Here is a 26,088-nt window from a genome sequence, read left to right on the forward strand (position 1 = left end):
TATCTCTATATAAGACTAACTAGTCTCAACTGACTTCTATCTGTTCTTTTTCTGTATATACTTTCTCTCCATCTTCTACAACACGCTTACGGAAGGCCGCTAACAACTTATTCGTTTCCTTTCCTGGCGTCCCGTCTCCGATGACTCTCCCATCTACTTTTACAACAGCAATCACTTCTGCAGCTGTACCTGTTAAGAAGACTTCATCAGCAACATAAACATCGTGTCTAGTAAAAGGTTCTTCCCTCATGTCGTAACCAAGCTCATTAGCGAGCTCGATAATTGCATTACGAGTAATGCCTTCTAGAGCTCCAATATATCCTGGAGGTGTGAGAATCTTGTTGCCTTTTACGATAAATACATTGTCCGCAGATCCCTCTGCAACATAGCCTTGATCGTTCAGCATAAGTGCTTCACTTACTCCAGCTAAGCTTGCTTCAATTTTTACGAGGATATTATTTAGATAGTTCAGTGATTTCACTTTTGGACTTAGTACATCAGGCCGGTTTCTTCTCGTAGCAACCGTTACAATTTCAAGTCCTGTTTTGTAGAGTTCTTTAGGAAATAAAGCTAATTCCTCTGCAATCACTATGACTTGCGGCTTTGCACAAGATGATGGGTCAAGCCCGAGATTGCCTACACCTCTTGAGATCACTAAACGAATATAAGCATTTTTTAATTCGTTTTTTCTTAATGTTCGGACAACAATGTCCGTCATTTCTTCTTTTGAATGAGGAATCTCTAACATGATTGACTTTGCTGAATAATACAATCTGTCAAGATGTTCGTCTAGTCTAAAGACATTTCCATCGTAGACACGAATGCCTTCAAATACGCCATCACCATATAGAAATCCGTGATCATAAACAGACACTTTGGCTTCATGTTTCAAAACAAATTGTCCGTTTAAATAGATCCACTGTTCACTCATGCTGCTCACTCTCCAATCAGGCAAAACAATGTCACAAACCATGTTGCCAAGCTCGTTTTACAACTAAAAAGGAACCTAGAATGTATCTTCCCTGAGCGGACATTTGTTTTTTCTAAGTTGTTTATTTGAGGTTTATAATACGCTCATTTTGGGAAAGGGTCAACCACTTTTGGTAAAATAATTTGACAATTTAGATTTGTCCGAACTATTGTATACGCTTACACTTATATCCTGCTTGCGTTACAGCTCTTTAAAATTCTTTTTATTTTTATTCATAGAATCTGTCGAAAGCGGAAAAGATATAGTTGGGTGATGAAGATGAAATGTAAGCAACTGTTCCGTTTGGTTTACTTATCTAAACGCTTTCCTTATATTCGATTGAGACAAAAAAGGAAAGCCTCTTTAATTTTAGTTCAAGAAAACGAGAATAGCTGCCGGACAAAAGGGGAACGAATCCTCTATGAGAAATTAAGAGAATCTGGATATTATCCGACCCCGCACTATAAGATGTTTGGCAGGACGGTAAACATGGCTCTTGTTCCATTCAGGCTTGCTTTGATGGAACGTACATCAGGAGTAGATGAAAAGAAGCTTGTAAGGTCGTTCAAGAAAAAAGGCTGGAGTGTATTGTTTTACGAGGAAGACACAATGCTTTCTGACACACACAATTACTTGAGAGAAATTAGACAGCAAGCAAGGCCAACAAAAAACGTCTCCGTATAAATACGGAGACGTTTTATCATATTTATTATTATGTATTACAGAAATGGCGTCCCAGGAGAGATTCGAACTCCCGACCGACGGCTTAGAAGGCCGTTGCTCTATCCTGCTGAGCTACTGGGACAAAGCGGGTGATGAGAATCGAACTCACATCATCAGCTTGGAAGGCTGAGGTTTTACCACTAAACTACACCCGCATGTTAAATTAATCGTTGCATTATTCAGCTCTCGCCGAAAATCATGTCTCTTCCTCTTCTAGTATATCAAGAAGATGAATGCGTCGAGACAACTCGCAGATGATTCATAGTAGTATTGCTCGTGGCTGAGGTTTTACCACTAAACTACACCCGCATGTTACTCATTTAAGTCGGTCAGATCAGTTACTGACGACGCTTATAAATATACCTTATAAAACAGTAAGTGTCAACAAAAATCCTATACTTTTTTTGGATAAAATTTTACTTATTAAGAAGACGGTCAAAATAGACCGTCTTCCCACTGCTTCTTCATCTCGAGTAAGTGCGGGATAGATCAGTTAACTTCTCACCGCTTACTCTTTCATAAAAGCTAACCTCTACCTCAGTATCCGTTATATCACAGATAACATATGTTTGCTCTTTAGGCTTTCGTGGCAGACGCATGCTGCCCGGATTAATGAATAGCACTCCTTGCTCCATAAAACAATCTGCTACATGGGAATGACCAAAACAAACCAAGTTTGCTCCTACTTCTTCTGCACGATAACTCAGAGGAACATACGTCATCTTCACGTTATAATGGTGACCATGAGTAACATACAGCGTTAGCGAACCATAAGTTTCTTTTATTTCTTCAGGAAAATCTGCTCCAAAATCACAGTTTCCTTTCACTGTTTTCACTCCACTAAGCTCTTTGGAATCAACCTGTAATTCAGAATCCCCGCAATGAATGAGCTCATCAACTTCATGCTTATGGCGGTCGACCACTTGAACAACCTCATCTGCCCACCCGTGGCTATCACTCATAATTAACAGCTTCAAACGATCTCCTCCCTTGATTGCCATTTTTTCTTTATTTCCATTGCTTCATAAGCTTCTCAAGTGCTTTGGCTCGATGGCTGATCTGATTTTTTTCCTGCGCTGAAAGTTGAGCCATCGTTTTATTAAATCCAGGCAAGAACATAATAGGGTCATAGCCAAATCCATTTGCTCCTGCTGGTTCTAGTGCAATGATTCCTTCACAAGTTCCCTCTACAACATAAGTCGGCTCTCCTGGAGAGGCTACGGCTATCGTACAAACAAATCGTGCCGTTCGATCTTCGCTTGGGATATCCTTCATTTCATTCAACACTTTTTCGTTGTTTGCCTTATCACTCTTTTCCTCACCGGCATATCTCGCCGAATAAACACCCGGACGTCCATCTAAGGCGTCAATCACTAAGCCAGAATCATCTGCAATTACTTTTTGGTTCAAAGCTTTTGCAAGTGTCTCTGCCTTTAGAGCCGCATTCTCTGCAAACGTTTTCCCTGTTTCTTCAATGTCAGGTATTTCATCATACTCAAGGAGAGATGTAACCTGATAGCCATCATGGGCAAACATTTGCTCAAACTCTCTTACTTTTCCTTTGTTCTTAGTCGCAATTATGAATTGATTTTTCATTAATTATTCATCCTTTTTATATGTATCAATCTTCTCTGAAATCTCACCTAATGCAGCTTTTTGATGGGAGATTAACTCGTCAATTCCATGTTCAGCTAAGTCAAGCAGTTGATTCAGCTGCTCCCTTGAGAACGTAGCTTCCTCACCCGTACCTTGAAGCTCAACAAATTGATGAGCGCCAGTCATGATGACGTTCATATCTACTTCTGCAGCAGCATCTTCAACATAGCATAGATCAAGCACCTCTCCATGAGTCGGCTCCACTCCGACTGAAACAGCTGCTAAATAGTCTTTAATTGGCCAGCTTTTGATCAGACCTCGCTCGACTGCTTTGTTAACAGCAATTGATAATGCGACAAAAGCTCCTGTAATTGAAGCGGTTCTCGTTCCACCATCTGCTTGAATAACGTCACAGTCAATCCAAATCGTTCTCTCACCGAGCTGGTCTAAGTCTAAAATGGTTCTTAGCGAACGACCAATTAAACGCTGGATTTCCATCGTTCTTCCCGTCACTTTCCCTTTTGATGATTCTCGTATTGTACGTTGTTCTGTCGCGCGCGGAAGCATAGAATATTCTGCTGTAATCCAACCTTTGCCCTGTCCTCTCATAAAAGGGGGGACTCTCTCTTCTATACTTGCCGTACAAATCACTTTTGTATCACCCATCGAGATAAGTACTGATCCCTCTGGATGTTTTAAATAGTCCGTATCCAACTGGACTGCTCTAAGTTCATTTACTTGTCTTCCATCTGATCTCATATTGCATTCCTCCTCTACCATATCATAACATCTATCCCTTTGTAGAATCACACAATATCCTATCTCCTATCCATCGAAATCAATGAAATCAGATGATTATCTAAAACCATACTTAAAAAAGAGACAGCATTTTGCTGTCTCACTCAATTAGAAACTCCCTGTATTCACTTTTTCCGGTCTAGATACAGGCTGCGTCATCTGACCGGATTCATGTAATATATTCGTTTCCCCATTTACTTGTACTGCGACCTGCTCGACTCCTTCTTGCTCTGTCAGGGTAAGCGCGAGCATATTCAAAGCTGCATCAGATACTGCTTTGGCATCCAGCTGGCTTAACAATGATTCATTAAAGTTTAATGTTACGACCCCATTTTCATATAAAGGGTCGGATAACAGCTCAACGCCGTTCCTAAAATCCGTTAATAGATTAGACTTATAAGAAGGCCCCTGCAAGAGTTCATTGACTGCTGCTTTCAATGAGTCTTCACCAAGTCCTACCCTTCTTGTGACAGGAACATAATACGTGTTTTCACCTTTTTGATCTAGAAAATAGAGCGTAACGCTTTTACTGTTAACCATATCTGCTACACCATTTGATTCAATATTAATCCCGTTAGCTCGGCTTACCCCCTCACCAATTGGAGTGCCATTTTGCGGCATCATCTCTTGATCATAACCATTAATTCTAATTTTCACTTTTTCAACTGTATCAAACTGTGTTAATGTCCACGTGATTGCTTGAAGAATCTGCTGTTCTTGTTCAGGATCATACTCTTTAAATTCATTCGAGAAATCAGCAATAGCGACTCCATCATCATCTAAATGTACATCGACTTCTGTCCCAGCAGGTATAACCGCTTTAAATCCATTTGGCAATAACTCAGTCACAGGTCCACCGTCAACTAAATATTGAAGAGACTGGCGCAGGACACTTTCCGTTTTAGGCAATGTTAACGTTTGAGGGACGACTAAGCCATTTTCATCGATTAGATATAATTCTCGCTGCACATCTTCTACAACTGCATCTGCCTCAGCTTCACCCTCATCACCATCTTCGCCTTCTTCACCTTTACTAGGAGCTTCGGCATCCCCTTCCCCGTCTACCCCTTCTTCACTCTCTTCTAATTCAAGCGAATCTCCTTCATCAATATAACTAACTGGCGGCGCATCCATTTCATTTGCTGCTTCATTTGCTCCAAATGAACACCCTGTAGCTACAAGGGTTGAAATGACTAATACTGGAACACCTTTACGAAAGAACTTACGCATTGTTTCCCCTCCTAAAAAAAGATGGTTTGTACTACATGTATACGAGCACTTTTGAACTTTAGACCACTTGTCTACAAAAAATAACAAGCACAAAAAAACCACCTAACGTAATGTTAGACGGTTTCTTGTCTGCCTAGATGAATCGACTCGACTTCAATATCGATTTCAAGCCATTTATCAGCAAGTGTTTTAAATTGGTCTTTATCTCCTGTAGTAAAGAAGCGGTGGGTTGGTTTTCGTTGGTCTGTAAACAGTAAATTATTATGATAGAGGAGCCCGCTCACTTCTCTGGCGGTTTCATCCCCAGATGAGATCAATTGCACATCCGGCCCCATCTGCTTTTGAATCGTGTCTTTTAACAGCGGGTAATGAGTACAGCCTAAAATCATCGTATCAAAACCTCTATTTTGTAATGGCTCTAATACTTCTTTTACAATCAGATCAGCTTCTGCTCCCTCAAATACTCCACGTTCTACTAACGGAACAAATGGAGGACAAGCTAGACTTTCCACTTTCACTTCATGATTAATTGACTTTAAGGCTTTTTCATACGCACCGCTCTCAATCGTCCCAACCGTCCCAATCACAGCCACATGATCCTTTTTTGTCACTTTGAGTGCACTTGTTGCACCAGGATGTACAACCCCAACTACAGGAATGGAAAGTTCCTTTTTCACTTCTTCTAAAACGACCGCTGTCGCTGTGTTGCATGCGATGACTAACATTTTCATGTTTTCTTCAAGCAGCCGGTTAATCATCTCCCAAGTGTACGTGCGAACTTCTTCGCTCGTTCTCGGACCATAAGGACATCTAGCTGAATCGCCCAGATAAACAATCTCCTCTTTAGGAAGCTGCCTCATCAGCTCTTTAGCTACTGTTAATCCCCCTAGGCCCGAATCAATCACTCCTATCGGTCTATCCACTATGTTTCCCTCAATTTCTATGCAACCTTGACGTTCTACACTTTAGCCTTCATTTCTTCATGTAGTACATGCAAGCTCTTCTCGAGAAAATTAACTTCTTCTTGAGAAAAATTCTGCAAAATATTTTCTAAATACTCTTGTCTTTTATTGATCACTTCATTAATAATTGTCGTTCCTTTATCTAACAAGTGAATCCTTACCACACGACGATCATTTTTATCTTTCACACGTTCTACCAGCTCGTTTTTCTCCATCCGGTCAACGAGATCAGTCGTAGTACTGCACGCTAAATACATCTTGTTCGATAGCTCTCCTATTGTCATATCACCATATTCGTTCAACCATTGTAATGCGACAAACTGAGGAGGAGTAATAGGAAACTGCGTTAAAATTTCTCTTCCTTTTTGCTTAACCATTTCTGAAACTCTTCTTAAAGATCGTTCAATTTGTTCAATTTGTTGATGGTCCATCTAATGTACCTCCGTCTATTAAACGTGATTTCGTCTATAACGTCTAGACGAAAATCGTCCTAATTTATTTTATATACTATACGTTTTCTCAAACCTGCAGCCGGTAAGCTCTAAGATTTAGTTCACAAGCTCATATCATTCTAAAAACACTTAATTTGTCCCTTAAAATATGTACCTTATTCCCTCATTGTCTCTGTTTTCTGCAGGAATTGCAAGCTTTCCTCTAACTGTTACGAGAAATGTCAAATGATTTTACTCATAAAAAAAGAGCAACCGCTTAAACGGTTACTCTAGATATTTTATGCTTTAACAAATGCTTCACGAACACGAGCTTCTACTTCATCTGCTGTATCTAAGTTAAGCATTTCTTGTGCAAACGTTGCTAATTCTTCTTTCGAAAGGTCAAGTAATTGACTTCTCGCAGGAAGGATTGATGTTGCACTCATACTGAATTCATCAAGACCAAGACCTAAAAGTAGTGGAATAGCAATCTCATCTCCTGCCATCTCACCGCACATTCCAGCCCATTTTCCTTCTTTATGGGCTGCTTTAATCACCATATCTACTAATCGTAAAATGGAAGGATGATACGGCTGGTACAAATAAGATACTCGCTCATTCATTCGATCAGCAGCCATTGTATATTGAATCAGATCATTTGTACCAATACTGAAGAAATCAACTTCTTTGGCAAAACGATCTGCAGCTACTGCTGTCGAAGGAATCTCAACCATGATTCCAACTTCGATCTCATCTGAAACTTCTACACCTTCAGCAGTAAGCTTGTCCTTTTCTTCAGCAAGTAAAGCTTTTGCTTCGCGAAGTTCTTCAAGAGTAGCAATCATTGGGAACATAATTTTCAATTGACCAAAAGAACTTGCACGTAGAAGCGCACGCAGCTGAGTACGGAACATATCATCTTTTTCAAGACATAGTCGAACAGCACGGTATCCTAAGAAAGGATTCAATTCTTTTGGAAGGTCTAAATACGGAAGTTCTTTATCTCCACCGATATCAAGAGTACGAATAACGACTGGTTTTCCGTCCATACGCTCAACCACTTCTTTATAAGCTTCGAATTGCTCATCCTCAGTCGGAAGTGCGTCACGTCCCATATAAAGAAATTCGGTACGGTATAAACCAATACCCTCGGCACCGTTATTGATCACACCTTCAAGATCTTTTGGTGTACCAATATTTGCAGCAAGCTCTACATGCTGACCATCCTTTGTAACAGATGCTTCATTTACAAGCTTAGCCCATTCTTCCTTCTGCTTTTGATAATCAGCTTTCTTCTTTTCGTATGTAGCCAACTCATCAGAAGATGGGTTAATAATGACATCACCATCGATACCATCTACAATAATTGTCATTCCATTCTCAATTTTTGCCGTTACTTCTTTAGCCCCTACGACCGCAGGGATTTCAAGTGAACGAGACATAATAGCTGAATGAGATGTTCTTCCGCCGATATCTGTAGCAAATCCTTTAATGAATACAGGGTTTAACTGCGCTGTATCTGATGGCGTTAGATCTTCTGCAATAACAATCGTTTCCTCAGCAATAGTTGCTAATGATTGAGCTTCAACACCTAGAAGATGTCCAAGCACACGCTTTGATACATCACGAATATCAGACGCACGTTCTTTCATATATTCATTATCCATGTTCTCAAACATATCGATGAACATATTAGCGATTTCATTTAATGCGTATTCGGCATTTTGACTTTCATCGTTAATTTTCCCTTTTACTGCATCAACAAGCTCAGGATCACTTAAAACAAGCAAGTGAGCCGCGAAGATCTCGGCTTTATCAGCACCCATTTCAGCTTCAGTCTTGTCTTTAATGACAGTCAGCTCATCTTTAGCTGTTTTAAGGGCCGCATCAAAACGCTCAATCTCCGCATCACGATCAGTCACTTTTTTTAATTCAATATTCAGGTCAGGTTCAACGTGGACAAAAGCTTTGGCGATTGCTACTCCGCTAGAAGCAGCAATCCCAGTTAATTTTAATGACATTATTCGCCTAACCCTTCTTTAATAACATCCTCAATTGCTTGTAATGCTTCATCTGCATCAGAACCTTCTGCCTTAATTGTTACTTCAGCACCTTGACCTACACCTAGTGACATAACACCCATGATTGATTTTAAGTTAACAGACTTACCTTTGTACTCAAGAGTTACATCTGATGAGAATTGTCCTGCTTTGTTTACTAATTGTGTTGCCGGACGAGCGTGAATTCCTGTTTCTGCTGTAATTTTAAATGTTTTTTCTGCCATTGTTCATCAACCTCTTTCATTTATTTTAGAATGGGGTTGGTTTGATGCACCCATTCTGTTTCATAATTTTGTTGCTGCTCTTTGCATCCTCCTAACGTTAACTATGCAATTTACATCTGCATGAAAACGTTTTAAAGGGAATCCTACAAAAAACAGGCATCAGTAAAGAAACGCACATGATGATAACATGGACTACACTTGTATCGTACCCCATTTAAACCTCATATACACTTCCATACTCATGCCTGATCTTGTCAGTAACACGTAACTAAGTGCAACATATTATTTATTTTATAAGACAACATATTATTTATTTAATAAATCGTTGTAAGTAAAACACAACTTCCGGCAGCTGTTCTGCCTTGTAATGTGTGTTAAAACGTTGATTTAAAACGTTAATTAACTCACTAGACACAGTATAGCACAACTCAAATTCTTCTTTCAACACATCTGATAGCTTGGGAGAATAGTTGACTATGTCAGTTGATTGAAAACGATCAATCAGTTCGCACAAAAAACTAACTAAACGCATATACTCAACTGAGCGCCTATTCAAACTGACATTGCCTTTTTCCATAATAATTTCTACAAGCTCTGAAATGAGCTGAGGATGTTCATTCATCTCAGATAATGGCTGATTAGATGAGGCACTATAAATATGCAACGCGACAAATCCAATTTCAGCTTCTGGCAGTTCGACAGTCAAGTGAGCGTTTAAGTAATCTACCGCTTTTCTAGCAAGGTGAAACTCGTTTGGAAACATCATTTCTGTTTCAGTTAAAAATGGATTAGAAATTTCGATCCCCTGCTCCAGCCTTCTTATTGCAAATTGAATATGATCCGTTAAAGCAAGATGAATCCGTTCATAAAGAGGCTTAGGCAGCTCTCTTTGAATCATGCGGATAATCTCATTGATATGAACGATTAATGCTTCATCTAGATCACTTAGGAGCTCCCTGTATTGCTTTTGTTCTTCTTTGTCTTTTAACACAAATAATTTATCAATTGCATCGGCTTGTATGTGCTGTCCTTTTTTTCGGCCAAAGCCAATCCCTTTGCCAATAAGAATCACTTCATTAAGCTCAGGACTTTGTGCGATTACCACATTATTATTAACTACTTTCTCGATTCGATAAGTTCCATTCATGAACTGCCCTCTTTTGCATACATTCTATATACCATCTTATCTAAGGAGTAAATCACCGTCAATAAATATAGTCATTCGTATAATGCTTTATTTATTTAGAGATTATGCTCACATGTTAGATGTTCTTTACATATACTATCAAGACTAAAGCCCTTCAACAGTGGGATTGAGTTACCCAAATTCGCTCTTAGCCCGAGCAAGAAGGAGTGAACTCATTGAAAGGAGCAGAATTCGGACCTAAACCATTACTTACGAAAAGGGAACGAGAAGTGTTCGAACTACTTGTACAAGATAAAACAACGAGAGAAATTGCACAAGAACTTTTCATAAGTGAGAAAACAGTACGAAATCACATTTCTAATACAATGCAAAAGTTGGGGGTTAAGGGGCGCTCTCAAGCTGTTATTGAACTGATCAGATTAGGTGAAATCGAAATCTAAACAGCATTAAACGCAGCAGGTGCACAAACATCATATGACAGCCTTCTCGGTCAGCTTACCTCCTAATTTGGAAGTAAGCTGACTTTTACTAATTATAAAGCCTCTGTAACCACACTTTTACCATTGCTTATGAACAAACCATTTCTCCTTTGAGGGCTTGACGCATTTCTTCATTCCAAGGTACTGCTTTGCCGCTTTCCTTACCTATCTGGACAATGGCTCCTCTTCCTGTTAAGCACACCTCTTGATCTTGATTAAGAACAAGATAGTGAAGATCCATTGATGAACTTCCTAATTTTTCTACTTTTACATATACTCTTAGCTGCTCGTTGAATTTAATTTGTCTTACATAGTCGCATTGAAGGTCAGCTGCTACGATCATCGTCTCAAAATCGGCATTGGCCCATTTTTGCATTAACCCTAACGAGCTGAAATATTCAAGCCTTGCATCTTCAAAATAAACAAGGGCATTTTTGTTGTTCACATGCCCGAAAGCATCTGTTTCTGAAAATCTCACACGAACCTCGCTTGAGAAAGTGAACCCTTTTTTCCATTTATCAAAATCAGTAATATACGCTGGCAGTCTCATGTTAGTCCCTCACTTCAAGTAGTCTATTAAAAAAACTCACCCTCTATTGACCTATGTACCTACTTACGGGTAATAGCTCAATAAAAGGGTGAGTGTTAAATTTCAATCATGAACCGATTAAGAATAATTCTTATTGTCCACCAAAGAAGTTCTTAAATGATTGTAATGTTGTTTGACGGTTTAGGTCCGCAATGGATGTCGTAAGAGGAATCCCTTTTGGACAAGCTTGTACACAGTTTTGTGAGTTACCGCAATTAGCAAGTCCGCCATCACCCATAATAGTCTCTAAACGTTCTGCTTTATTCATTTCACCAGTTGGGTGAGCATTGAATAAACGAACTTGAGATAACGGCGCAGGTCCGATAAATTCAGATTTGCTGTTTACATTCGGACATGCTTCTAAGCAAACCCCACAAGTCATACATTTAGAAAGTTCATAAGCCCATTGACGCTTTGTTTCTGCCATACGTGGCCCTGGCCCTAAATCGTATGTTCCGTCAATTGGAATCCATGCTTTTACTTTCTTCAATGAATCAAACATTCTGCTGCGGTCAACCATTAAGTCACGTACAACAGGGAATGTTTTCATTGGCTCAAGGCGAATTGGCTGCTCAAGCTGATCCACTAGTGCCGTACATGATTGACGGGGCTTCCCGTTAATCACCATTGAACACGCTCCGCATACCTCTTCTAGACAGTTCATATCCCATGCGATTGGAGTTGTTGTTTCCCCTTTTGTAGTAACTGGGTTACGACGGAACTCCATTAACGCTGAGATAACGTTCATATTTGGACGATATGGTACCTCAAACTCTTCCACATAAGAACTGCTGTTTGGGTCATCTTGACGAGTCACTTGGAATTTAATTGTTTTTTCACTCATGATTTAACAGCTCCTTGCTTCTTTTGTGAGTAGTCACGTTTACGAGGTTTGATGAGTGATGTATCAACTTCTTCATACGTAAAGTCTGGTGCGTTCTTCGCTGGGTTGAACGTAGCCTTTGTTGTTTTTAAGAAGTCTTCATCATTACGCTCAGGGAATTCAGGCTTATAGTGTGCTCCGCGACTCTCGTTACGATTGTAAGCACCAAGAGTAATTACACGTGCAAGGCTTAACATACCATCAAGCTGGCGTGTGAAGGATGCACCTTGATTACTCCATTTAGCCGTATCATTAATGTTGATATTTTTGTAACGTTCCATCAACTCTTGAATCTTTTCATCTGTTTTAAGAAGCTTTTCGTTGTAACGTACTACTGTTACGTTATCTGTCATCCACTCACCAAGCTCTTTGTGAAGGATGTAAGCATTCTCTTTACCATCCATTTTCATGATGTTATCAAATGTTTCTTGCTCTTTCTTCACTTCATTATCAAATAATGATGAAGACATAGCTTCTGCAGACTTCTCTAGTCCGTTCATGTATTCAATAGCTTTAGGACCAGCAACCATTCCACCGTAGATCGCAGAAAGCAGTGAGTTTGCTCCTAAGCGGTTTCCACCATGCTGAGAGTAATCACACTCACCTGCAGCAAATAGACCAGGGATGTTTGTCATTTGATCGTAATCGATCCACATTCCACCCATTGAATAGTGAACAGCAGGGAAGATCTTCATTGGTACTTTACGTGGGTCATCCCCCATGAACTTCTCATAAATCTCGATGATACCGCCAAGCTTAATATCAAGCTCTTTAGGATCTTTATGAGATAAGTCAAGGTATACCATGTTTTCTCCGTTAATACCAAGCTTTTGCTCAACACAAACGTCAAAGATTTCACGCGTTGCGATATCACGCGGTACAAGGTTTCCGTATGCAGGGTATTTTTCTTCTAGGAAGTACCACGGCTTACCATCTTTATACGTCCATACTCGTCCACCTTCACCACGTGCTGACTCACTCATTAGGCGAAGCTTATCATCACCTGGGATTGCTGTAGGGTGGATTTGAATGAATTCACCGTTTGCATAATGAACACCTTGTTGATAAAGTTTCGCAGCAGCAAAACCAGTGTTGATTACTGAGTTTGTTGACTTACCAAAGATAATTCCAGGGCCGCCTGTTGCCATGATTACAGCATCAGCTGGGAAGCTCTTAATTTCAGAAGACTTCAGATCTTGTGCTGTAATTCCACGACAGGTACCTTCATCATCAACGATAGCTGATAAGAACTCCCATCCTTCATACTTTGTAACAAGACCGCTTGTCTCATGACGGCGAACCTGCTCATCTAGTGCATACAGTAATTGCTGTCCTGTTGTAGCACCTGCAAATGCTGTACGGTGATGCTGAGTTCCACCAAAGCGACGGAAGTCAAGAAGACCTTCTGGAGTACGGTTAAACATAACTCCCATACGGTCCATTAAGTGAATAATTCCTGGTGCTGCTTCTGTCATTGCTTTTACAGGAGGCTGGTTTGCTAAGAAGTCTCCTCCGTATACCGTATCATCAAAGTGCTCCCAAGGAGAATCCCCTTCACCTTTTGTATTTACCGCACCATTAATTCCGCCCTGTGCACACACAGAGTGAGAACGTTTTACCGGTACCAATGAAAATAAATCAACAGGTACCCCTTTTTCTGCTACTTTAATTGCTGCCATCAGACCAGCTAGTCCGCCTCCGACAACAATAACTCTGCCTTTACTCATCCTGATCCACTCCTTAAATGTTTGCTAAGTCTGGATTAATGAATGCGAGGATTGCGCGAATCCCAACAAACGTTAATGCGACGAAAATACCGATCGTTACATATGTTGCAATTTGCTGTGAACGTGGTGTAACTGTAAGTCCCCAAGATACTGCAAATGACCATAAACCATTAGCAAAGTGGAACGTAGCAGCAACGACACCTAAAATATAAAAAGCAAGCATAAATGGACTGCTTAAAATATCGGCCATCATATTGTAGTTAACCTCTGCACCAAATGCAGCTGCGATACGAGTTTCCCAAACATGCCATGCAATGAAAATTAATAAGAAAATACCTGACGTACGTTGTAAACGGAACATCCAGTTACGGAAGAAACCATAACGTGCCGTGTTATTTCTAGCTTGGAATGCAATATAGATACCATAGATAGCGTGGTATAATAGTGGAATAAAAATAATGAAGATCTCAAGCGCATAACGGAAAGGTAAGCTTTCCATGAAATGTGATGCTTGGTTAAATGAACTAGCTCCTCTTGTAGCAAAATGATTGACTACTAAGTGTTGTACTAAGAATAATCCAACTGGAATTACGCCTAGTAAAGAATGCAACTTACGATTAAAAAACTCTCGATTACCGGCCATACCTTTGTCCCCCCACAATTGTTTTTTGACTACCCATACAAAAATCCTGTGTACATTCTCTCTTTTTCCGTATAACGTGTACCTCCCCACTGTGAAAACAACGTGATATGGAAATTAAACGAAATTTGTGAAACTTACGTAAAGTTTCTGTGAAAAAAATCCGACAAATTAATTGTACTCCCATCAGTTTGCCTCGTCAAGAAAACGTATACAAGTCTTTTATACAAAGTTTTTCGCGCTTTGTAACCCTTACTGGGCAAGAAACCCTTGGTATTTCGCACTTTTTGTAGAAAATAGTCTGTTAATTTTAATGGCTCTAACTCAATCTTCTGAAAAAAATTATAAAAAAAATCCTGTTTACCCTGAATTTCTCAGGATAAAACAGGACTTTTTGTTCTTTAACCAATAATAATCCGCTCAGTTGGATATTTAAAATGACTCTTCGTTTCTCTTCGTCTAATAGAGAATAAGAAGGCGATTAGTCCAACCCGCCCAATAAACATTAATACCATTAATACAAACTGACTAGGCAACGATAAATCAGGTGTAATCCCCATTGACAATCCGCATGTTCCGAACGCAGAGGCTGTCTCGAAAATAATGGCCAAGAGCGTAATATCATTTTGTGATTCAAATGCCACGATTAAGGTAACTGCTGCAAACAACATCACAAGAAATACTGACAGCACGATAAAAGCTTTTTGACGATCCTCAGGGTGGATTTCCCGTCCAAATACTTTAACGTCATCTTTACCTAAAGCAAAGCTTTTGATCGTCAAAAACATGACCGCGATGGTGGTCGTTCGAATTCCCCCGCCCACACTTGATGGGCTGGCCCCTATAATCATGAGTGCTGACATGAATAATAAAGTCGCCATGTTTAATTCTGACACATCCATTGTCGCAAGTCCGCCGCTTCTAGTAGTGGCTGAGTTAAAAATAGAATAAAATAACTGCTGGTGCCACTCAAGACCTACATAATATGATCCCGTTTCAAGCGCCCAAATTCCAATAACCCCAATAATAAAAACAGCAAAATAAGTAGTCGTTGTAATCTTCGTAAACAAGCTGAATTTAAAATGAGGGTTATCTTTAGAGAAATACTCCTTCAGTTCCATTAACACAGGGAATCCAATCGCTCCTGCAAAAATCAGCAGGATCACAACAAGCTGAACATAATAATCGTTCGCAAAAGGAATTAACGATTGCCCTGTGACATCAAACCCCGCATTTGTAAATGCACTTAATGAAGCAAATGCACCTTGATAGAAGGCTTCGCCAACCGTATCAAAATAGCGTATATAATATGTACCCAGAATCAATGCCCCAATTAACTCGATGATTAAAGCTACAAAAAGAATACCTCTCATCAAATTCACAAGGCCTGAAAACTTATTTTGGTTTTGATCGACCATAATCAGCATTCGCTGAGATAAATTGATTTTCTTTCCGAAAAGCATCCATACAAATGTGCCAAGTGTCATAATGCCAATTCCGCCAAGCTGAATAGCCAATGCAAGAAAAAATACACCGATATAACTATACGTCTCTGACACATTTACCACCGTTAACCCAGTCACACTTACCGCACTTACAGACGTAAATAACGCTTCAGAGAATGTAAGGTCGACTCCTTCTTTATGTGAGATAGGTAGATAAAGAAGGATACTAAAGACAATCATTGCTACGATATAAGAAATGATAATAACCCTAAAGGGGGAAAGAAATTGACTTAACCCTAATTTCATCGCGTAGTACCTCCGTATTCATTCGCGCTTAAGTATACCATTTCTGTATAGGAGAAACTATAAGCGCTAGGAAAAAAGTAAGCACTTTTCCTTATCTTTCCCTACGATTACCTCCCAATACTTCTGAGATTCCTTCTATATTCATTTGGACAGCTAGAAAGAGACCTTTTATAATATAAGAAGAGGAGAGGTGTTTTTCTACATGGAATCTAGAGATGAGACATTCGGTTACGATTTACTTAGAAATGATATTTTAAAGGAGGTCTTCGGGCAAGAGCATGACTCTATTTTGTACTGGGTTGGAAAAGCCCTTGCTCGCAAGTACCCGTTACATACAATCGAGGAAACCATCGATTTTTTTGAAAAAGCAAATTGGGGTACCCTGTCATTAGTAAAAGAAAAAAAGCAAGAGCGGTTATTTGAACTGCGCGGCGAATGGATGGATAAAAAAGATGATCGCTGTTATCAATTAGAGGCTGGATTTCTTGCGCAGCAAGTAGAAACATGGCTGTCCTCTTATACAGCTGCTACTCAGACAAAGAAAAAAGGAATCATTCACATTCAAGTAGAGTCGGATTTGCATGATGCGATTGAAGCCTAAAAAAAGCGATGCACATGTGCATCGCTTTTCCTTTATACTAATTGTGCCGCTTGTTCCTCATGTACTTCATCTAATTTAAACGCATCATGTAAGACCTCAACTGCCATCACCATATCATCTTCAGAAACAACAGCTGACACTTTAATTTCAGATGTGCTGACCATCTTAATAAATATTTCATTTTTAGCTAGAGCCTCAAACATTGTAGCAGCAACACCAGGATTTGAAATCATGCCTGACCCTACAATTGATACTTTCGCTAGATCTTCTTCATGATATAAGTGTTCAAATTCGAGTTCATTCTTTGCTTGCTCTAAGCATGCTACCGTTTCTTTCAGTGAGCATTGAGTAATAGAAAATGAGATATTAACATGATCTTCGTCATATTGGTTCTGAATAATAATATCTACATTTACTCCGTTGCTAGATAAAATCGAAAATAGTTTTGGCAGGGTATCCATACGGTTTGGCAGGCCTGCAACCGTTACTTTTGTGACGTCATTCTCAAATGCAATCCCTCTTACAATTAAATTTTTCTCCACTGTAACTTCCTCCTCAATCATTGTTCCCGTTTCTTCTACCATGCTTGATGCAACCATTAATGGAACTTCATAATTTTTCGCAAACTCTACCGCTCTTGGATGAAGTACGCCTGCCCCCAAGTTTGCCATTTCTAACATTTCATCGTAGGATACCGCCTGCAGTTTACGTGCCTTCTTCACATAACGTGGGTCCGTCGTGAATACTCCGGTTACATCTGTATAAATCTCGCAACGATCGGCCCCTACAGCTGCAGCTAACGCAACCGCTGTTGTATCTGAACCGCCTCTTCCGAGCGTTGTAATGCTGCCATCTTCTGTTACACCTTGAAACCCTGCTACAACTAGTACTTTTCCTGCTTCAAGCTGATTCGTTAAACGTTCAGAATCAATTTCTTTTATTCTTGCATTTCCATGAGTTGCTTCTGTTAAAATTCCTGCCTGACCGCCTGTATAAGATACGGCTTCTACCCCGCGCTTTAAGAGAGCCATTGTAAGTAAGGAGATCGTGACCTGTTCTCCTGTGGATAAAAGCATATCCATTTCTCTTTTACTTGGATGCTCCGTAATATCATTTGCTAAACCGACTAGCTGATCCGTTGACTTTCCCATCGCTGAAACAACAACAATCAGCTCACTCCCTGCCTCCGCTGCTCGTGTAACACGGTCTGCGACATTTTCAATTTTTTCTACAGAACCAACTGAAGTTCCGCCATATTTTTGTACAATTCTTGCCATTTCGCCTCATCCTTTCAATCTCTTCACGCGCGATACTTTTGATCGACTGGATGTGTTATACCTTTTTTGCGTACAAAAAAAGCAACAATAAGGAAAACCCCTCACCGTTGCTTGTCATACCGTACAGGTACCACACTACTCCCTTTCTCACGTGAGATAGTTCTCCACAAGACTATTGGGTATAGTCAAGTGACAGCCTTATCTCTGTTCGAGATAAGTCCAGCATGCATAGCTATGAGCTCTATACAAACTTCGGCGAATTCCCCTTTTAACCAGTGTCTTAGAACCTCATCGCTCTCAACTGGTTTACTAATGGTTTTCGCTCCTCTACCATCACTTCATTCTTTTGAAGTGCGGCATATTTAATTGGTTTTCATTCTAGCAGAGGATTACGTATGTTGCAACAAGAAATTTAATCTTTCTCATGCAGCTTTTCATATATAGCTTCTGCTACGTTCTTTGGCACCCCTTCTACTGCTAATTCTTCAATCGTCGCTTCCTTCATTTTTCTCACGGACCCAAAATGCTTGAGCAGCTGGCGTTTTCGTTTCTCTCCTACACCAGGGATCTCATCAAGCACAGATTGAAAGAAGGTTTTTGACCTCGTTTGTCTGTGAAAGGTAATCGCAAACCGGTGAACCTCATCTTGTATTCTTTGAAGTAAATAAAATTCATGGCTGTCTCTTTTTAACGGAATGACTACCGGAGGGTCGCCCATTAATAATTGTGAGGTACGGTGCTTTTCATCTTTAGCAAGTCCGCAAACCGGTATGAAGAGCCCTAATTCATCTTCGATTACTTCTTGCGCAGCAGCAATCTGGCCTTTTCCTCCATCAATGACAATTAAATCAGGCAGCGGTCTTTCTTCTTGCAGCAGCCTCACATAGCGCCTTTTTACAACCTCGCGCATTGAACCGTAATCATCTGGACCTGTCACTGTCTTGATCTTGTATTTCCGGTAATCTTTGCGGCTTGGTTTCCCATCTAAAAAGGTCACCATTGCGGAGACAGGATCTGTTCCTTGAATGTTTGAGTTATCAAAGGCTTCTATGCGATAAGGAGTTGCAATCCCCATCGCTTCTCCTAATCGTTCTACTGCTTTAATTGTTCGATCTTCATCCCGTTCAATAAGGGAAAACTTTTCTTTTAATGCAAAGGATGCATTCTGATTGGCTAAATCAAGTAATTCCTTTTTCTTTCCTCGTTTAGGATGTGCGGTCTTAACTTCTAATAACTGTTCCACCAACTCCCTATCCACCTCTTCTGGAAGGAGTATTTCCGCTGGCTTAATATGATCTTTTTGAAGATAAAACTGCCCTACAAATGTAAGCAGATCATCCTTGGCTTCTTTATAAAATGGAAAAATCGACACATCACGCTCGATCAGCTTTCCTTGACGTATAAAGAACACCTGCACGCACATCCAGCCTTTATCATAAGCAAAGCCAAATACATCTCGATTAATATGATCATTAATGGTCATCTTTTGCTTTTCTCTGACTTGGTCCATATGCTGCAATAGATCTCTTAATTCTTTGGCCCGCTCAAAATTCAACTCTTCTGAGGCTTTCATCATCTTCTCAGTAAGATCTTCTTTAATCTCATCATGACCTGAACGCAAAAATTTAGTGATTTCTTGAACCATCTCTTGGTTTTGCTCTTTTGTGACCTCATAAACACACGGCGCTAAACATTGACCGATATGATAATATAAACACACTTTATCGGGCATCGTTCTGCATTTACGCAATGGATATAAGCGGTCTAATAACTTTTTCGTCTCGTTAGCCGCTCCTGCATTAGGATAAGGACCAAAATACTTCCCGCCGTCTTTTTTTATGTTTCTTGTTGTAATCAACCGCGGATGCTCTTCACTCGTAATCTTTAAATACGGATACGATTTATCATCTTTTAACATGACATTGTATTTTGGGTCATGTTTTTTTATTAAGTTCATCTCGAGAATCAGTGCCTCGATATTTGATGAGGTCATAATATATTCAAAGTCCACAATCTCACTAACAAGCCGTTGTGTTTTCGCATCATGAGAACCAGTAAAATAAGATCGCACTCGATTTTTCAAAACCTTTGCTTTTCCTACATAGATAATGGTTCCTTGACGATCTTTCATTAAATAACAGCCAGGCTGATCAGGCAAGACCGCTAGCTTTTCCTTCAGGTAATTTCCATCTTTCTGATTCACTTACATGTCTCCCCCTCTCCATTACAGCGAAACTTTTTGCTGTAAACCCGATAGCTCTAACCTATTGGCTGCAAGATCTAAACATATGTTCTCTCACTCTATTGTTAGCGACATCTAAAAAAATATCAAGTATGAAGCAGCAAGCACAGCAAAAAATCGCGCTCTCTTTTGAGAGCGCGATTTCATAATGAATTATAGGTGTTTGTTTAGAAGTTCAGCTAATGCTTCCTTCGGCTGGAACCCAACAACTTGATCTACTACATCTCCATCTTTAAAAACAAGAAGAGTAGGGATACTCATGACGCTGTATTTACCAGCTGTTTCTTGGTTCTCATCTACATCTAACTTAGCGATCTTTACTTTATCGCCCATCTCTGTATCTAATTCTTCAAGAACAGGTGCAATCATTTTACAAGGTCCACACCAAGGTGCCCAAAAGTCTGCAAGAACGACTCCCTCACTTGTTTCACTTGCGAATGTTTGATCTGTTACGTTTACGATAGCCATCAAAAAAGCCTCCTTTAATTCTCAACAAATTAATTTACAGTCTGATTATACCATTTGACGTATTAAATTGGCGAATAAGTTGCTCGCAATTATTATCCCCTGCCTAGTATTAAAATAACCGAATGAATAATTTTAAAACATGCCCCGCTATAATCTAGGTGATAAAAAAAGAAAGCCCATGCGTCCATGGACTTTCTTAAAGGGTCATTAGTTAGAAACTAATGTGCTTTTAAGCTCTTCTGTCAGGATTGGAAGAATTTCAAATAGATCGCCGACTATACCGTAATCAGCTACTTCAAAAATAGGAGCTTCTGGGTCTTTGTTAATTGCTACAATGACCTTAGAGTTAGACATACCAGCTAAATGCTGAATCGCACCTGAAAGGCCAACCGCAATATATAAGTCTGGGGTCACGACTTTACCCGTTTGACCAATTTGCAGTGAGTAATCGCAATAGTCTGCATCACACGCCCCACGAGACGCTCCAACCGCACCGCCTAGTAGGTCTGCTAATTCTTGAAGCGGCTCAAAGCCTTCTTTCCCTTTTACTCCACGGCCGCCAGCTACGATTACTTTTGCTTCAGAAAGATCAACACCGCCTGTTGCTTTACGAACCACATCTTTAATGACTGTGCGTAGATCTTTAATATCTACTGTTAAGTTCGACACATCTCCGCTTCTTGACTCATCTTTTTCAAGCGGCGGAATGTTATTTGGACGGATCGTTGCAAAAACAACGCCCTCATTTACTTTCTTTTTCTCAAATGCTTTACCAGAATAGATTGGACGCGTGAATACCGCATCTCCTCCGTCCATCTCAACAGAGATCGCATCAGAGATCAGACCCGCATTTAATTTCATTGCAAGACGCGGTGAAACATCTTTACCTAATGAAGTGTGTCCAAGAAGAACTCCCTCTGGATTCTCTACATCAAGAACTTGCAATAATGCCTGTTGATAAGCATCTGTTGTGTATGTTTTAAGATCAGCATGGTTCACAACGATTACACGATCTGCACCGTAGTGGATAAGACTTTCAGCTAAACCGCTTACATCTTCTCCTAAAAGAACCCCTACTACTTCTCCGCCATCTGCCACTTCTTTTCCGGCAGCAACTGCTTCATATGATACATTACGTAATTCTCCGTCACGAACTTCTCCGATTACAAGTACTTTCTTTGCCATGATAATCCCTCCAATTAAATGACTTTTGCTTCAGATTTTAGAAGTGATACGAGCTCTTTTACTTGCGCTTGCGGGTCGCCTTCTAATAGTTTTCCTGCTTGCTTTTCTGGTGGTAAGAAGATTTCAAGTGTCGTTGTTTTTGCTTCTACATCATCTTCATCCAAGTCAAGATCATCTAAATCAAGTGTTTCTAATGGCTTTTTCTTCGCTTTCATAATACCAGGAAGTGATGGGTAACGTGGCTCATTTAAACCTTGTTGAGCAGTTACAAGCACAGGAAGAGATACTTCTACTGTTTCTTCGTCTCCTTCAACATCACGAACAATCGTTGCTGCTCCGTCCGCCACTTCAAGGTTTGTAATCGTTGTCACTTGCGGGATTTCTAATAGTTCAGCTACACGAGGACCAACTTGTCCGCTTCCTCCGTCAACCGCTACATTTCCGCCTAAGATAATGTCATACTCTTGCTCTTTTAAGTAAGCAGCAAGCATTGAAGCTGTTGTAAATTGATCCAATTCATCTACATCTTCGCTATCAAGCAATACAGCTTTGTCTGCACCCATTGCTAAAGCAGTACGTAGTTCTTTTTCTGCTTCTTCTTCACCAACTGTTACAACCGTTACTTCTCCGCCATGTTCATCACGGAGTACAATCGCTTCTTCAATGGCATATTCATCGTATGGATTAATAATAAATTCTGCTCCACCTTCATCAATTCGACCGTTTGAGATCGCAATTTTTTCCTCAGTGTCAAAAGTACGTTTCATTAAGACGAAAATGTTCATGCTTTATTCCCTCCTAGAATTAGTAAACTATTTATTTTGGAATTTAGGTGCTCGCTTTTCAATAAAGGCTTGTATGCCTTCTTTTCCATCCTCTGAATCAAATGCAAGTCCAAAAAGTTCAGCTTCTCGCTTCGCTCCAGCTTTGTACTGCTCATCAATGCCAAATTGCAGCAGCTCTAAAGTTAAACGTGTTGTGACTGTGCTTTTCTTGGCAATCTTTTTCGCTAACGCCATTGCATCTTCAATGAGCGCTTGCTCAGAATGAGTCGAATTAACAAGACCTAATGTTTTTGCCTCAGACCCTGTAATCGGATCACTAGTCAAAAGCATTTCGGTCGCTTTAGCACGGCCAACATACTGCGGCAATCGCTGGCTTCCTGCAAATCCTGGAATTAATCCAAGCTGCAATTCTGGAAGACCAAGTTTTGCATCTTCTGTTGCCAGACGAATATGGCAAGCCATAGCAAGTTCTAATCCTCCGCCAAGTGCTGCACCATGAATAGCTGCAATAACAGGTTTTTTAAATGCTTCAATACGATCAAATAGAACTTGACCTTGCAGGGCTAGTTTGGTGAAAGCTGCACCATCCTCTACCTCTGTGAACTCTTTGATGTCAGCTCCTGCGGCAAAGAATCTTCCTTCGCCGCATAAGAGGACAACATGAACATCATTATTCTGTTCAATTTGAGTAAAGGCTTCATCAAGTTCCGATAGAACGCCGCGTGACAAGGCATTTGCCGGCGGACGAGCTAACGTTATGGTCGCAATATGTTCGCTAACACAAAGCTTGATATAATCCATTCCTTCCACTCCATTCTTATCTACCTTTTACAAAAACCTCCCAAAAGCATTTGGTGTAAGGGTTTTGCTAGAGCACTCAGGTCATACTTGCAGTCTTTCATAACCCAATTTGTAACTACTTCATCTAACGTGCCGAAAATCATTTGACGCGCTAGGCGATTGTCTAACTCAGGGTCAAAATAACCGCTTTCTTTCCCTTCAGTAATTAATTCGTCCATCAAGGTTAAATACCCTTTTAAGATATCATTAATTTTTAGTCTAAGGTCCGTATTTGATTGTCTAAGCTCTAGTTGTGTGACGATAGCGAGCTGCTTATCTGCTTCTAATTGTTCAAAGTGCGTGGTCATTAGAAGGAGGAATTTTTCATCCACGGTTTGGCAAGACTCAATCTTTGTTCGAATGGTCTCTACAAAACGTCCCATCTTCTCTTCAAATAAAGAGGTCAAAATGTCTTCTTTATTTTTGAAATAAAGATAGATCGTTCCATCCGCAACTCCTGCCTCTCTGGCGATCTTCGCTACTTGTGCCTGATGATAACCGTGCTTAGCAATAACCGTTACAGCTGCATCGATAATCTGGTTGTATTTTGGTCCTTTTTTCTTTCCCACTTTTGTCGCTCCTTTAAAATGAATGAGTATTCATTCATATCTCTTATTCTAGTGGAAAAAACCAAGACTGTCAATCCACCATTTTCATAATTGAATGGTCATCAACTAGATTTTTCTTGATTCAATGCAGCGGTTTTCTCTTTTTCTTCCTCGATAAGTACTCGCTTTAAAATTTTACCTACAATTGTTTTTGGGAGCTCTTCACGGAACTCATATAACCTTGGTACTTTATAAGCAGCCAGATGTTTACGGCAGTATTGATTTAACTCTTTTTCAGTAAGCTGCTTGCCTTCTTTAAGGACGACAAATACCTTCACGGTTTCCCCGCGGTATTCATCCGGTACACCAATAGCTACTGCTTCTTGAATATCCTCATGGTTATATAACACTTCTTCAATTTCTCTAGGATAAATGTTAAAACCACCAGCAATAATCATATCCTTTTTACGATCAACGATATAAAAATAGCCTTCCTCATCCATGTATCCCATATCACCCGTTAGAAGCCAATCATCTTGCATCGTTGCTTGAGTAGCCTCAGGGCGGTTCCAATACCCTTTCATAATTTGCGGGCCTCGAACGGCAAGCTCCCCTACTTCTCCTTGCTCCACAGGTTCTCCTGTCTCCATTGAGAGAATGACAGCTTCTGTATCCGGCCACGGCAGACCGATACTTGCTTGACGATGGTCCCCCCATAATAAGTTACAATGTGTTACCGGTGATGCTTCAGTCAGACCATATCCTTCAACAAGCCGTCCGCCTGTCAGCTCTTCAAACTTCTGTTGAACTTCTTGCGGCAATGAAGCAGAGCCGCTAATACACGCCTCAATCGACGAAAGGTCATACTTCTTGACATCAGGATGATTAATTAAGCCTATATACATCGTCGGCGCACCTGGAAAGATTGTAATGCGCTTTTTATTAATAATTTTTAAGACTTCTTTTGGATCAAACTTCGGCACAATATGAAGTGCATTCCCGTTCATCAGCGTCAAATTCATTGATACAGTCATACCGTATACATGGAAGAATGGCAGCACAGCTAACGTACGCTCCTGGCCCTCTTTCATTTTGTACATCCAATGGCGGCATTGAATCGTATTCGCAACAAGATTACGGTGAGTCAGCATAACTCCTTTTGCAAGGCCCGTTGTTCCTCCTGTGTATTGCAGCAAGGCTAGGTCCTCTATAGGGTCTACTTCTACATCAGGACGCTTGTCAGATCCTTCCTTAACAAACGGCAGAAACGGATGAATAGTAGAAGAATATTCTACATTGACCGTCATCTTTGTGTTCTTTTTTTGGATAAAAGGATAAATCAAATTCTTCGGAAATGGCAAGTAGTCTTTGATAGCGGTTACAATAATATGTTCGACTGACGTTGCATTTTTCACCTTCATTACCCGAGGATATAACAAGTCCAAACATAAGATAATTTTGGCGCCTGAATCAGACAGCTGATGTTCTAATTCTCGCTCTACATACAGCGGATTCGTTTGAACAACTACTCCTCCGGCTAGTAATGTTGCAAAATAAGCAATGACTCCTTGCGGGCAGTTAGGCAGCATAATCGCTACGCGTTCACCTTTTTTAAGCCCTAAGGACTGAAGGTGGTTGGCGAGCCTTCTTACTTCTAAGTCAAATTGACTGTATGTAAGCGACTTCCCCATAAACTCTAACGCCGTATTGTTCGGATATTTATGTGCAGCTTGCTCAACTAATTCGTGTAGTGAAACATTAGGATATTCGATACTTGCTGGAATTTCCTTGTGATAACGTCCAACCCATGCATGTTCAGTTACTGTCGACATTAATTGGCCTCCTCATCGCTCCCTTTCCTTATAAACGTTTCCTCTCTCTCTTCTACATTGTAATGAATAATGATTCAATTTTAAATAGATTTTTGTGATT

26 protein-coding genes, 2 tRNA genes and 1 riboswitch are annotated in these 26,088 nt (G+C 40.2%); of the genes, 3 read left to right on the forward strand and 25 right to left on the reverse strand.

Annotated elements, in window-relative coordinates:
* Positions 1–25: 25 nt before the first annotated feature.
* Positions 26–931: a branched-chain-amino-acid transaminase gene (gene ilvE, locus BPOF4_RS14540; protein ID WP_012959952.1), complete on the reverse strand. Its 906-nt coding sequence runs from the start codon at positions 929–931 to the stop codon at positions 26–28.
* A 318-nt stretch (positions 932–1,249) separates the two neighbouring features.
* On the opposite strand from ilvE, the gene BPOF4_RS14545 reads away from it, so the two are divergent.
* Positions 1,250–1,654: a hypothetical protein gene (locus BPOF4_RS14545; RefSeq protein ID WP_012959953.1), complete on the forward strand. Its 405-nt coding sequence runs from the start codon at positions 1,250–1,252 to the stop codon at positions 1,652–1,654.
* A 44-nt stretch (positions 1,655–1,698) separates the two neighbouring features.
* Here the strand turns inward: BPOF4_RS14545 and BPOF4_RS14550 are convergent.
* The 11 genes from BPOF4_RS14550 to BPOF4_RS14600 form a co-directional block, all read right to left on the reverse strand.
* A tRNA-Arg gene (locus tag BPOF4_RS14550) sits at positions 1,699–1,775 on the reverse strand.
* 2 nt (positions 1,776–1,777) lie between these two features.
* Positions 1,778–1,848: transfer RNA gene (locus tag BPOF4_RS14555), tRNA-Gly, on the reverse strand.
* 309 nt (positions 1,849–2,157) lie between these two features.
* A complete protein-coding gene (locus tag BPOF4_RS14560) occupies positions 2,158–2,670 on the reverse strand; it encodes a metallophosphoesterase family protein (RefSeq protein WP_012959954.1) in 513 nt (170 codons plus the stop codon).
* A gap of 31 nt (positions 2,671–2,701) precedes the next feature.
* Complete coding sequence (locus BPOF4_RS14565) at positions 2,702–3,289, reverse strand: XTP/dITP diphosphatase (RefSeq protein ID WP_012959955.1); 588 nt, start codon at positions 3,287–3,289, stop codon at positions 2,702–2,704.
* Between the two features lie 3 nt (positions 3,290–3,292).
* A complete protein-coding gene (rph, locus tag BPOF4_RS14570) occupies positions 3,293–4,048 on the reverse strand; it encodes a ribonuclease PH (protein WP_012959956.1) in 756 nt (251 codons plus the stop codon).
* A gap of 147 nt (positions 4,049–4,195) precedes the next feature.
* Positions 4,196–5,317 (reverse strand): GerMN domain-containing protein, encoded by a 1,122-nt coding sequence (locus BPOF4_RS14575; protein WP_012959957.1) that lies wholly within the window; start codon positions 5,315–5,317, stop codon positions 4,196–4,198.
* Positions 5,318–5,430: 113 nt separating this feature from the next.
* Positions 5,431–6,240 carry a glutamate racemase gene (racE, locus tag BPOF4_RS14580; protein WP_012959958.1) on the reverse strand — a complete coding sequence of 270 codons (810 nt, stop codon included), beginning with the start codon at positions 6,238–6,240 and terminating at the stop codon, positions 5,431–5,433.
* 35 nt (positions 6,241–6,275) lie between these two features.
* On the reverse strand, positions 6,276–6,710 hold the full coding sequence (locus tag BPOF4_RS14585; protein WP_012959959.1) for a MarR family winged helix-turn-helix transcriptional regulator: 435 nt from the start codon (positions 6,708–6,710) through the stop codon (positions 6,276–6,278).
* A 299-nt stretch (positions 6,711–7,009) separates the two neighbouring features.
* The gene (gene ptsP, locus BPOF4_RS14590; protein WP_012959960.1) at positions 7,010–8,731 is read right to left on the reverse strand and encodes a phosphoenolpyruvate--protein phosphotransferase; all 1,722 of its coding nucleotides are present in this window, start codon (positions 8,729–8,731) and stop codon (positions 7,010–7,012) included.
* Positions 8,731–8,994 (reverse strand): phosphocarrier protein HPr, encoded by a 264-nt coding sequence (locus tag BPOF4_RS14595; protein ID WP_012959961.1) that lies wholly within the window; start codon positions 8,992–8,994, stop codon positions 8,731–8,733. Before BPOF4_RS14595 ends, ptsP begins: the two co-directional genes overlap by 1 nt.
* Before the next feature lie 310 nt (positions 8,995–9,304).
* Complete coding sequence (locus tag BPOF4_RS14600) at positions 9,305–10,141, reverse strand: PRD domain-containing protein (RefSeq protein WP_012959962.1); 837 nt, start codon at positions 10,139–10,141, stop codon at positions 9,305–9,307.
* Between the two features lie 215 nt (positions 10,142–10,356).
* Between BPOF4_RS14600 and BPOF4_RS14605 the strand changes: the two genes are divergently transcribed.
* On the forward strand, positions 10,357–10,581 hold the full coding sequence (locus BPOF4_RS14605; RefSeq protein WP_012959963.1) for a helix-turn-helix domain-containing protein: 225 nt from the start codon (positions 10,357–10,359) through the stop codon (positions 10,579–10,581).
* A gap of 127 nt (positions 10,582–10,708) precedes the next feature.
* On the opposite strand, the gene BPOF4_RS14610 is transcribed toward BPOF4_RS14605, so the two are convergent.
* The 5 genes from BPOF4_RS14610 to BPOF4_RS14630 all read right to left on the reverse strand — a co-directional run bounded on the left by BPOF4_RS14610 (position 10,709) and on the right by BPOF4_RS14630 (position 16,210).
* Complete coding sequence (locus BPOF4_RS14610) at positions 10,709–11,170, reverse strand: acyl-CoA thioesterase (RefSeq protein ID WP_012959964.1); 462 nt, start codon at positions 11,168–11,170, stop codon at positions 10,709–10,711.
* 130 nt (positions 11,171–11,300) lie between these two features.
* Positions 11,301–12,053, reverse strand: a complete 753-nt coding sequence (gene sdhB, locus BPOF4_RS14615; RefSeq protein WP_012959965.1) for a succinate dehydrogenase iron-sulfur subunit — start codon at positions 12,051–12,053, stop codon at positions 11,301–11,303.
* The gene (sdhA, locus tag BPOF4_RS14620) at positions 12,050–13,819 is read right to left on the reverse strand and encodes a succinate dehydrogenase flavoprotein subunit (RefSeq protein ID WP_012959966.1); all 1,770 of its coding nucleotides are present in this window, start codon (positions 13,817–13,819) and stop codon (positions 12,050–12,052) included. The genes sdhB and sdhA overlap by 4 nt, the downstream gene beginning before the upstream one ends.
* A 13-nt stretch (positions 13,820–13,832) precedes the next feature.
* On the reverse strand, positions 13,833–14,462 hold the full coding sequence (locus tag BPOF4_RS14625) for a succinate dehydrogenase cytochrome b558 subunit (protein ID WP_012959967.1): 630 nt from the start codon (positions 14,460–14,462) through the stop codon (positions 13,833–13,835).
* A gap of 398 nt (positions 14,463–14,860) precedes the next feature.
* Complete coding sequence (locus BPOF4_RS14630; RefSeq protein WP_012959968.1) at positions 14,861–16,210, reverse strand: TrkH family potassium uptake protein; 1,350 nt, start codon at positions 16,208–16,210, stop codon at positions 14,861–14,863.
* Positions 16,211–16,412: 202 nt separating this feature from the next.
* Here BPOF4_RS14630 and BPOF4_RS14635 point away from each other — a divergent pair, with 202 nt between their 5' ends.
* Complete coding sequence (locus BPOF4_RS14635) at positions 16,413–16,811, forward strand: YslB family protein (protein WP_012959969.1); 399 nt, start codon at positions 16,413–16,415, stop codon at positions 16,809–16,811.
* Positions 16,812–16,843: 32 nt separating this feature from the next.
* Here BPOF4_RS14635 and BPOF4_RS14640 read toward each other — a convergent pair whose 3' ends face one another.
* The 8 genes from BPOF4_RS14640 to BPOF4_RS14675 form a co-directional block, all read right to left on the reverse strand.
* Complete coding sequence (locus BPOF4_RS14640; protein ID WP_012959970.1) at positions 16,844–18,088, reverse strand: aspartate kinase; 1,245 nt, start codon at positions 18,086–18,088, stop codon at positions 16,844–16,846.
* A gap of 149 nt (positions 18,089–18,237) precedes the next feature.
* Positions 18,238–18,426, reverse strand: a riboswitch (Lysine riboswitch).
* Between the two features lie 74 nt (positions 18,427–18,500).
* Positions 18,501–20,291: an excinuclease ABC subunit UvrC gene (uvrC, locus tag BPOF4_RS14645; RefSeq protein ID WP_012959971.1), complete on the reverse strand. Its 1,791-nt coding sequence runs from the start codon at positions 20,289–20,291 to the stop codon at positions 18,501–18,503.
* A gap of 192 nt (positions 20,292–20,483) precedes the next feature.
* Positions 20,484–20,798, reverse strand: a complete 315-nt coding sequence (trxA, locus tag BPOF4_RS14650) for a thioredoxin (RefSeq protein ID WP_012959972.1) — start codon at positions 20,796–20,798, stop codon at positions 20,484–20,486.
* A gap of 207 nt (positions 20,799–21,005) precedes the next feature.
* Complete coding sequence (locus tag BPOF4_RS14655) at positions 21,006–21,983, reverse strand: electron transfer flavoprotein subunit alpha/FixB family protein (protein ID WP_012959973.1); 978 nt, start codon at positions 21,981–21,983, stop codon at positions 21,006–21,008.
* Positions 21,984–21,997: 14 nt separating this feature from the next.
* Positions 21,998–22,768, reverse strand: a complete 771-nt coding sequence (locus BPOF4_RS14660; RefSeq protein WP_012959974.1) for an electron transfer flavoprotein subunit beta/FixA family protein — start codon at positions 22,766–22,768, stop codon at positions 21,998–22,000.
* 27 nt (positions 22,769–22,795) lie between these two features.
* The gene (locus BPOF4_RS14665) at positions 22,796–23,569 is read right to left on the reverse strand and encodes an enoyl-CoA hydratase (RefSeq protein WP_012959975.1); all 774 of its coding nucleotides are present in this window, start codon (positions 23,567–23,569) and stop codon (positions 22,796–22,798) included.
* 20 nt (positions 23,570–23,589) lie between these two features.
* Entirely contained in the window at positions 23,590–24,177 is a 588-nt protein-coding gene (locus BPOF4_RS14670; protein WP_012959976.1) for a TetR/AcrR family transcriptional regulator, read from the reverse strand.
* 101 nt (positions 24,178–24,278) lie between these two features.
* Positions 24,279–25,988, reverse strand: a complete 1,710-nt coding sequence (locus BPOF4_RS14675) for a long-chain-fatty-acid--CoA ligase (protein ID WP_012959977.1) — start codon at positions 25,986–25,988, stop codon at positions 24,279–24,281.
* Positions 25,989–26,088: the final 100 nt, after the last annotated feature.

Origin of the sequence: Alkalihalophilus pseudofirmus OF4 (assembly GCF_000005825.2) — a bacterium.
Taxonomy (GTDB): domain Bacteria; phylum Bacillota; class Bacilli; order Bacillales; family Bacillaceae_D; genus Alkalihalophilus; species Alkalihalophilus pseudofirmus.

Excerpts from the sequence above, each read along its gene's own strand:
- trxA (WP_012959972.1), bottom strand. The coding sequence starts at position 20,798 with ATGGCTATCGTAAACGTAACAGATCAAACATTCGCAAGTGAAACAAGT.
- BPOF4_RS14655 (WP_012959973.1), bottom strand. The coding sequence starts at position 21,983 with ATGGCAAAGAAAGTACTTGTAATCGGAGAAGTTCGTGACGGAGAATTA.
- BPOF4_RS14575 (WP_012959957.1), bottom strand. The coding sequence starts at position 5,317 with ATGCGTAAGTTCTTTCGTAAAGGTGTTCCAGTATTAGTCATTTCAACC.
- ilvE (WP_012959952.1), bottom strand. The coding sequence starts at position 931 with ATGAGTGAACAGTGGATCTATTTAAACGGACAATTTGTTTTGAAACAT.
- BPOF4_RS14595 (WP_012959961.1), bottom strand. The coding sequence starts at position 8,994 with ATGGCAGAAAAAACATTTAAAATTACAGCAGAAACAGGAATTCACGCT.
- BPOF4_RS14665 (WP_012959975.1), bottom strand. The coding sequence starts at position 23,569 with ATGGATTATATCAAGCTTTGTGTTAGCGAACATATTGCGACCATAACG.
- BPOF4_RS14625 (WP_012959967.1), bottom strand. The coding sequence starts at position 14,462 with ATGGCCGGTAATCGAGAGTTTTTTAATCGTAAGTTGCATTCTTTACTA.
- BPOF4_RS14660 (WP_012959974.1), bottom strand. The coding sequence starts at position 22,768 with ATGAACATTTTCGTCTTAATGAAACGTACTTTTGACACTGAGGAAAAA.
- BPOF4_RS14600 (WP_012959962.1), bottom strand. The coding sequence starts at position 10,141 with ATGAATGGAACTTATCGAATCGAGAAAGTAGTTAATAATAATGTGGTA.
- BPOF4_RS14545 (WP_012959953.1), top strand. The coding sequence starts at position 1,250 with ATGAAATGTAAGCAACTGTTCCGTTTGGTTTACTTATCTAAACGCTTT.
- sdhB (WP_012959965.1), bottom strand. The coding sequence starts at position 12,053 with ATGAGTGAAAAAACAATTAAATTCCAAGTGACTCGTCAAGATGACCCA.
- ptsP (WP_012959960.1), bottom strand. The coding sequence starts at position 8,731 with ATGTCATTAAAATTAACTGGGATTGCTGCTTCTAGCGGAGTAGCAATC.
- BPOF4_RS14640 (WP_012959970.1), bottom strand. The coding sequence starts at position 18,088 with ATGGCAAGAATTGTACAAAAATATGGCGGAACTTCAGTTGGTTCTGTA.
- rph (WP_012959956.1), bottom strand. The coding sequence starts at position 4,048 with ATGAGATCAGATGGAAGACAAGTAAATGAACTTAGAGCAGTCCAGTTG.
- BPOF4_RS14585 (WP_012959959.1), bottom strand. The coding sequence starts at position 6,710 with ATGGACCATCAACAAATTGAACAAATTGAACGATCTTTAAGAAGAGTT.
- BPOF4_RS14635 (WP_012959969.1), top strand. The coding sequence starts at position 16,413 with ATGGAATCTAGAGATGAGACATTCGGTTACGATTTACTTAGAAATGAT.
- BPOF4_RS14610 (WP_012959964.1), bottom strand. The coding sequence starts at position 11,170 with ATGAGACTGCCAGCGTATATTACTGATTTTGATAAATGGAAAAAAGGG.
- BPOF4_RS14630 (WP_012959968.1), bottom strand. The coding sequence starts at position 16,210 with ATGAAATTAGGGTTAAGTCAATTTCTTTCCCCCTTTAGGGTTATTATC.
- BPOF4_RS14675 (WP_012959977.1), bottom strand. The coding sequence starts at position 25,988 with ATGTCGACAGTAACTGAACATGCATGGGTTGGACGTTATCACAAGGAA.
- BPOF4_RS14565 (WP_012959955.1), bottom strand. The coding sequence starts at position 3,289 with ATGAAAAATCAATTCATAATTGCGACTAAGAACAAAGGAAAAGTAAGA.
- sdhA (WP_012959966.1), bottom strand. The coding sequence starts at position 13,819 with ATGAGTAAAGGCAGAGTTATTGTTGTCGGAGGCGGACTAGCTGGTCTG.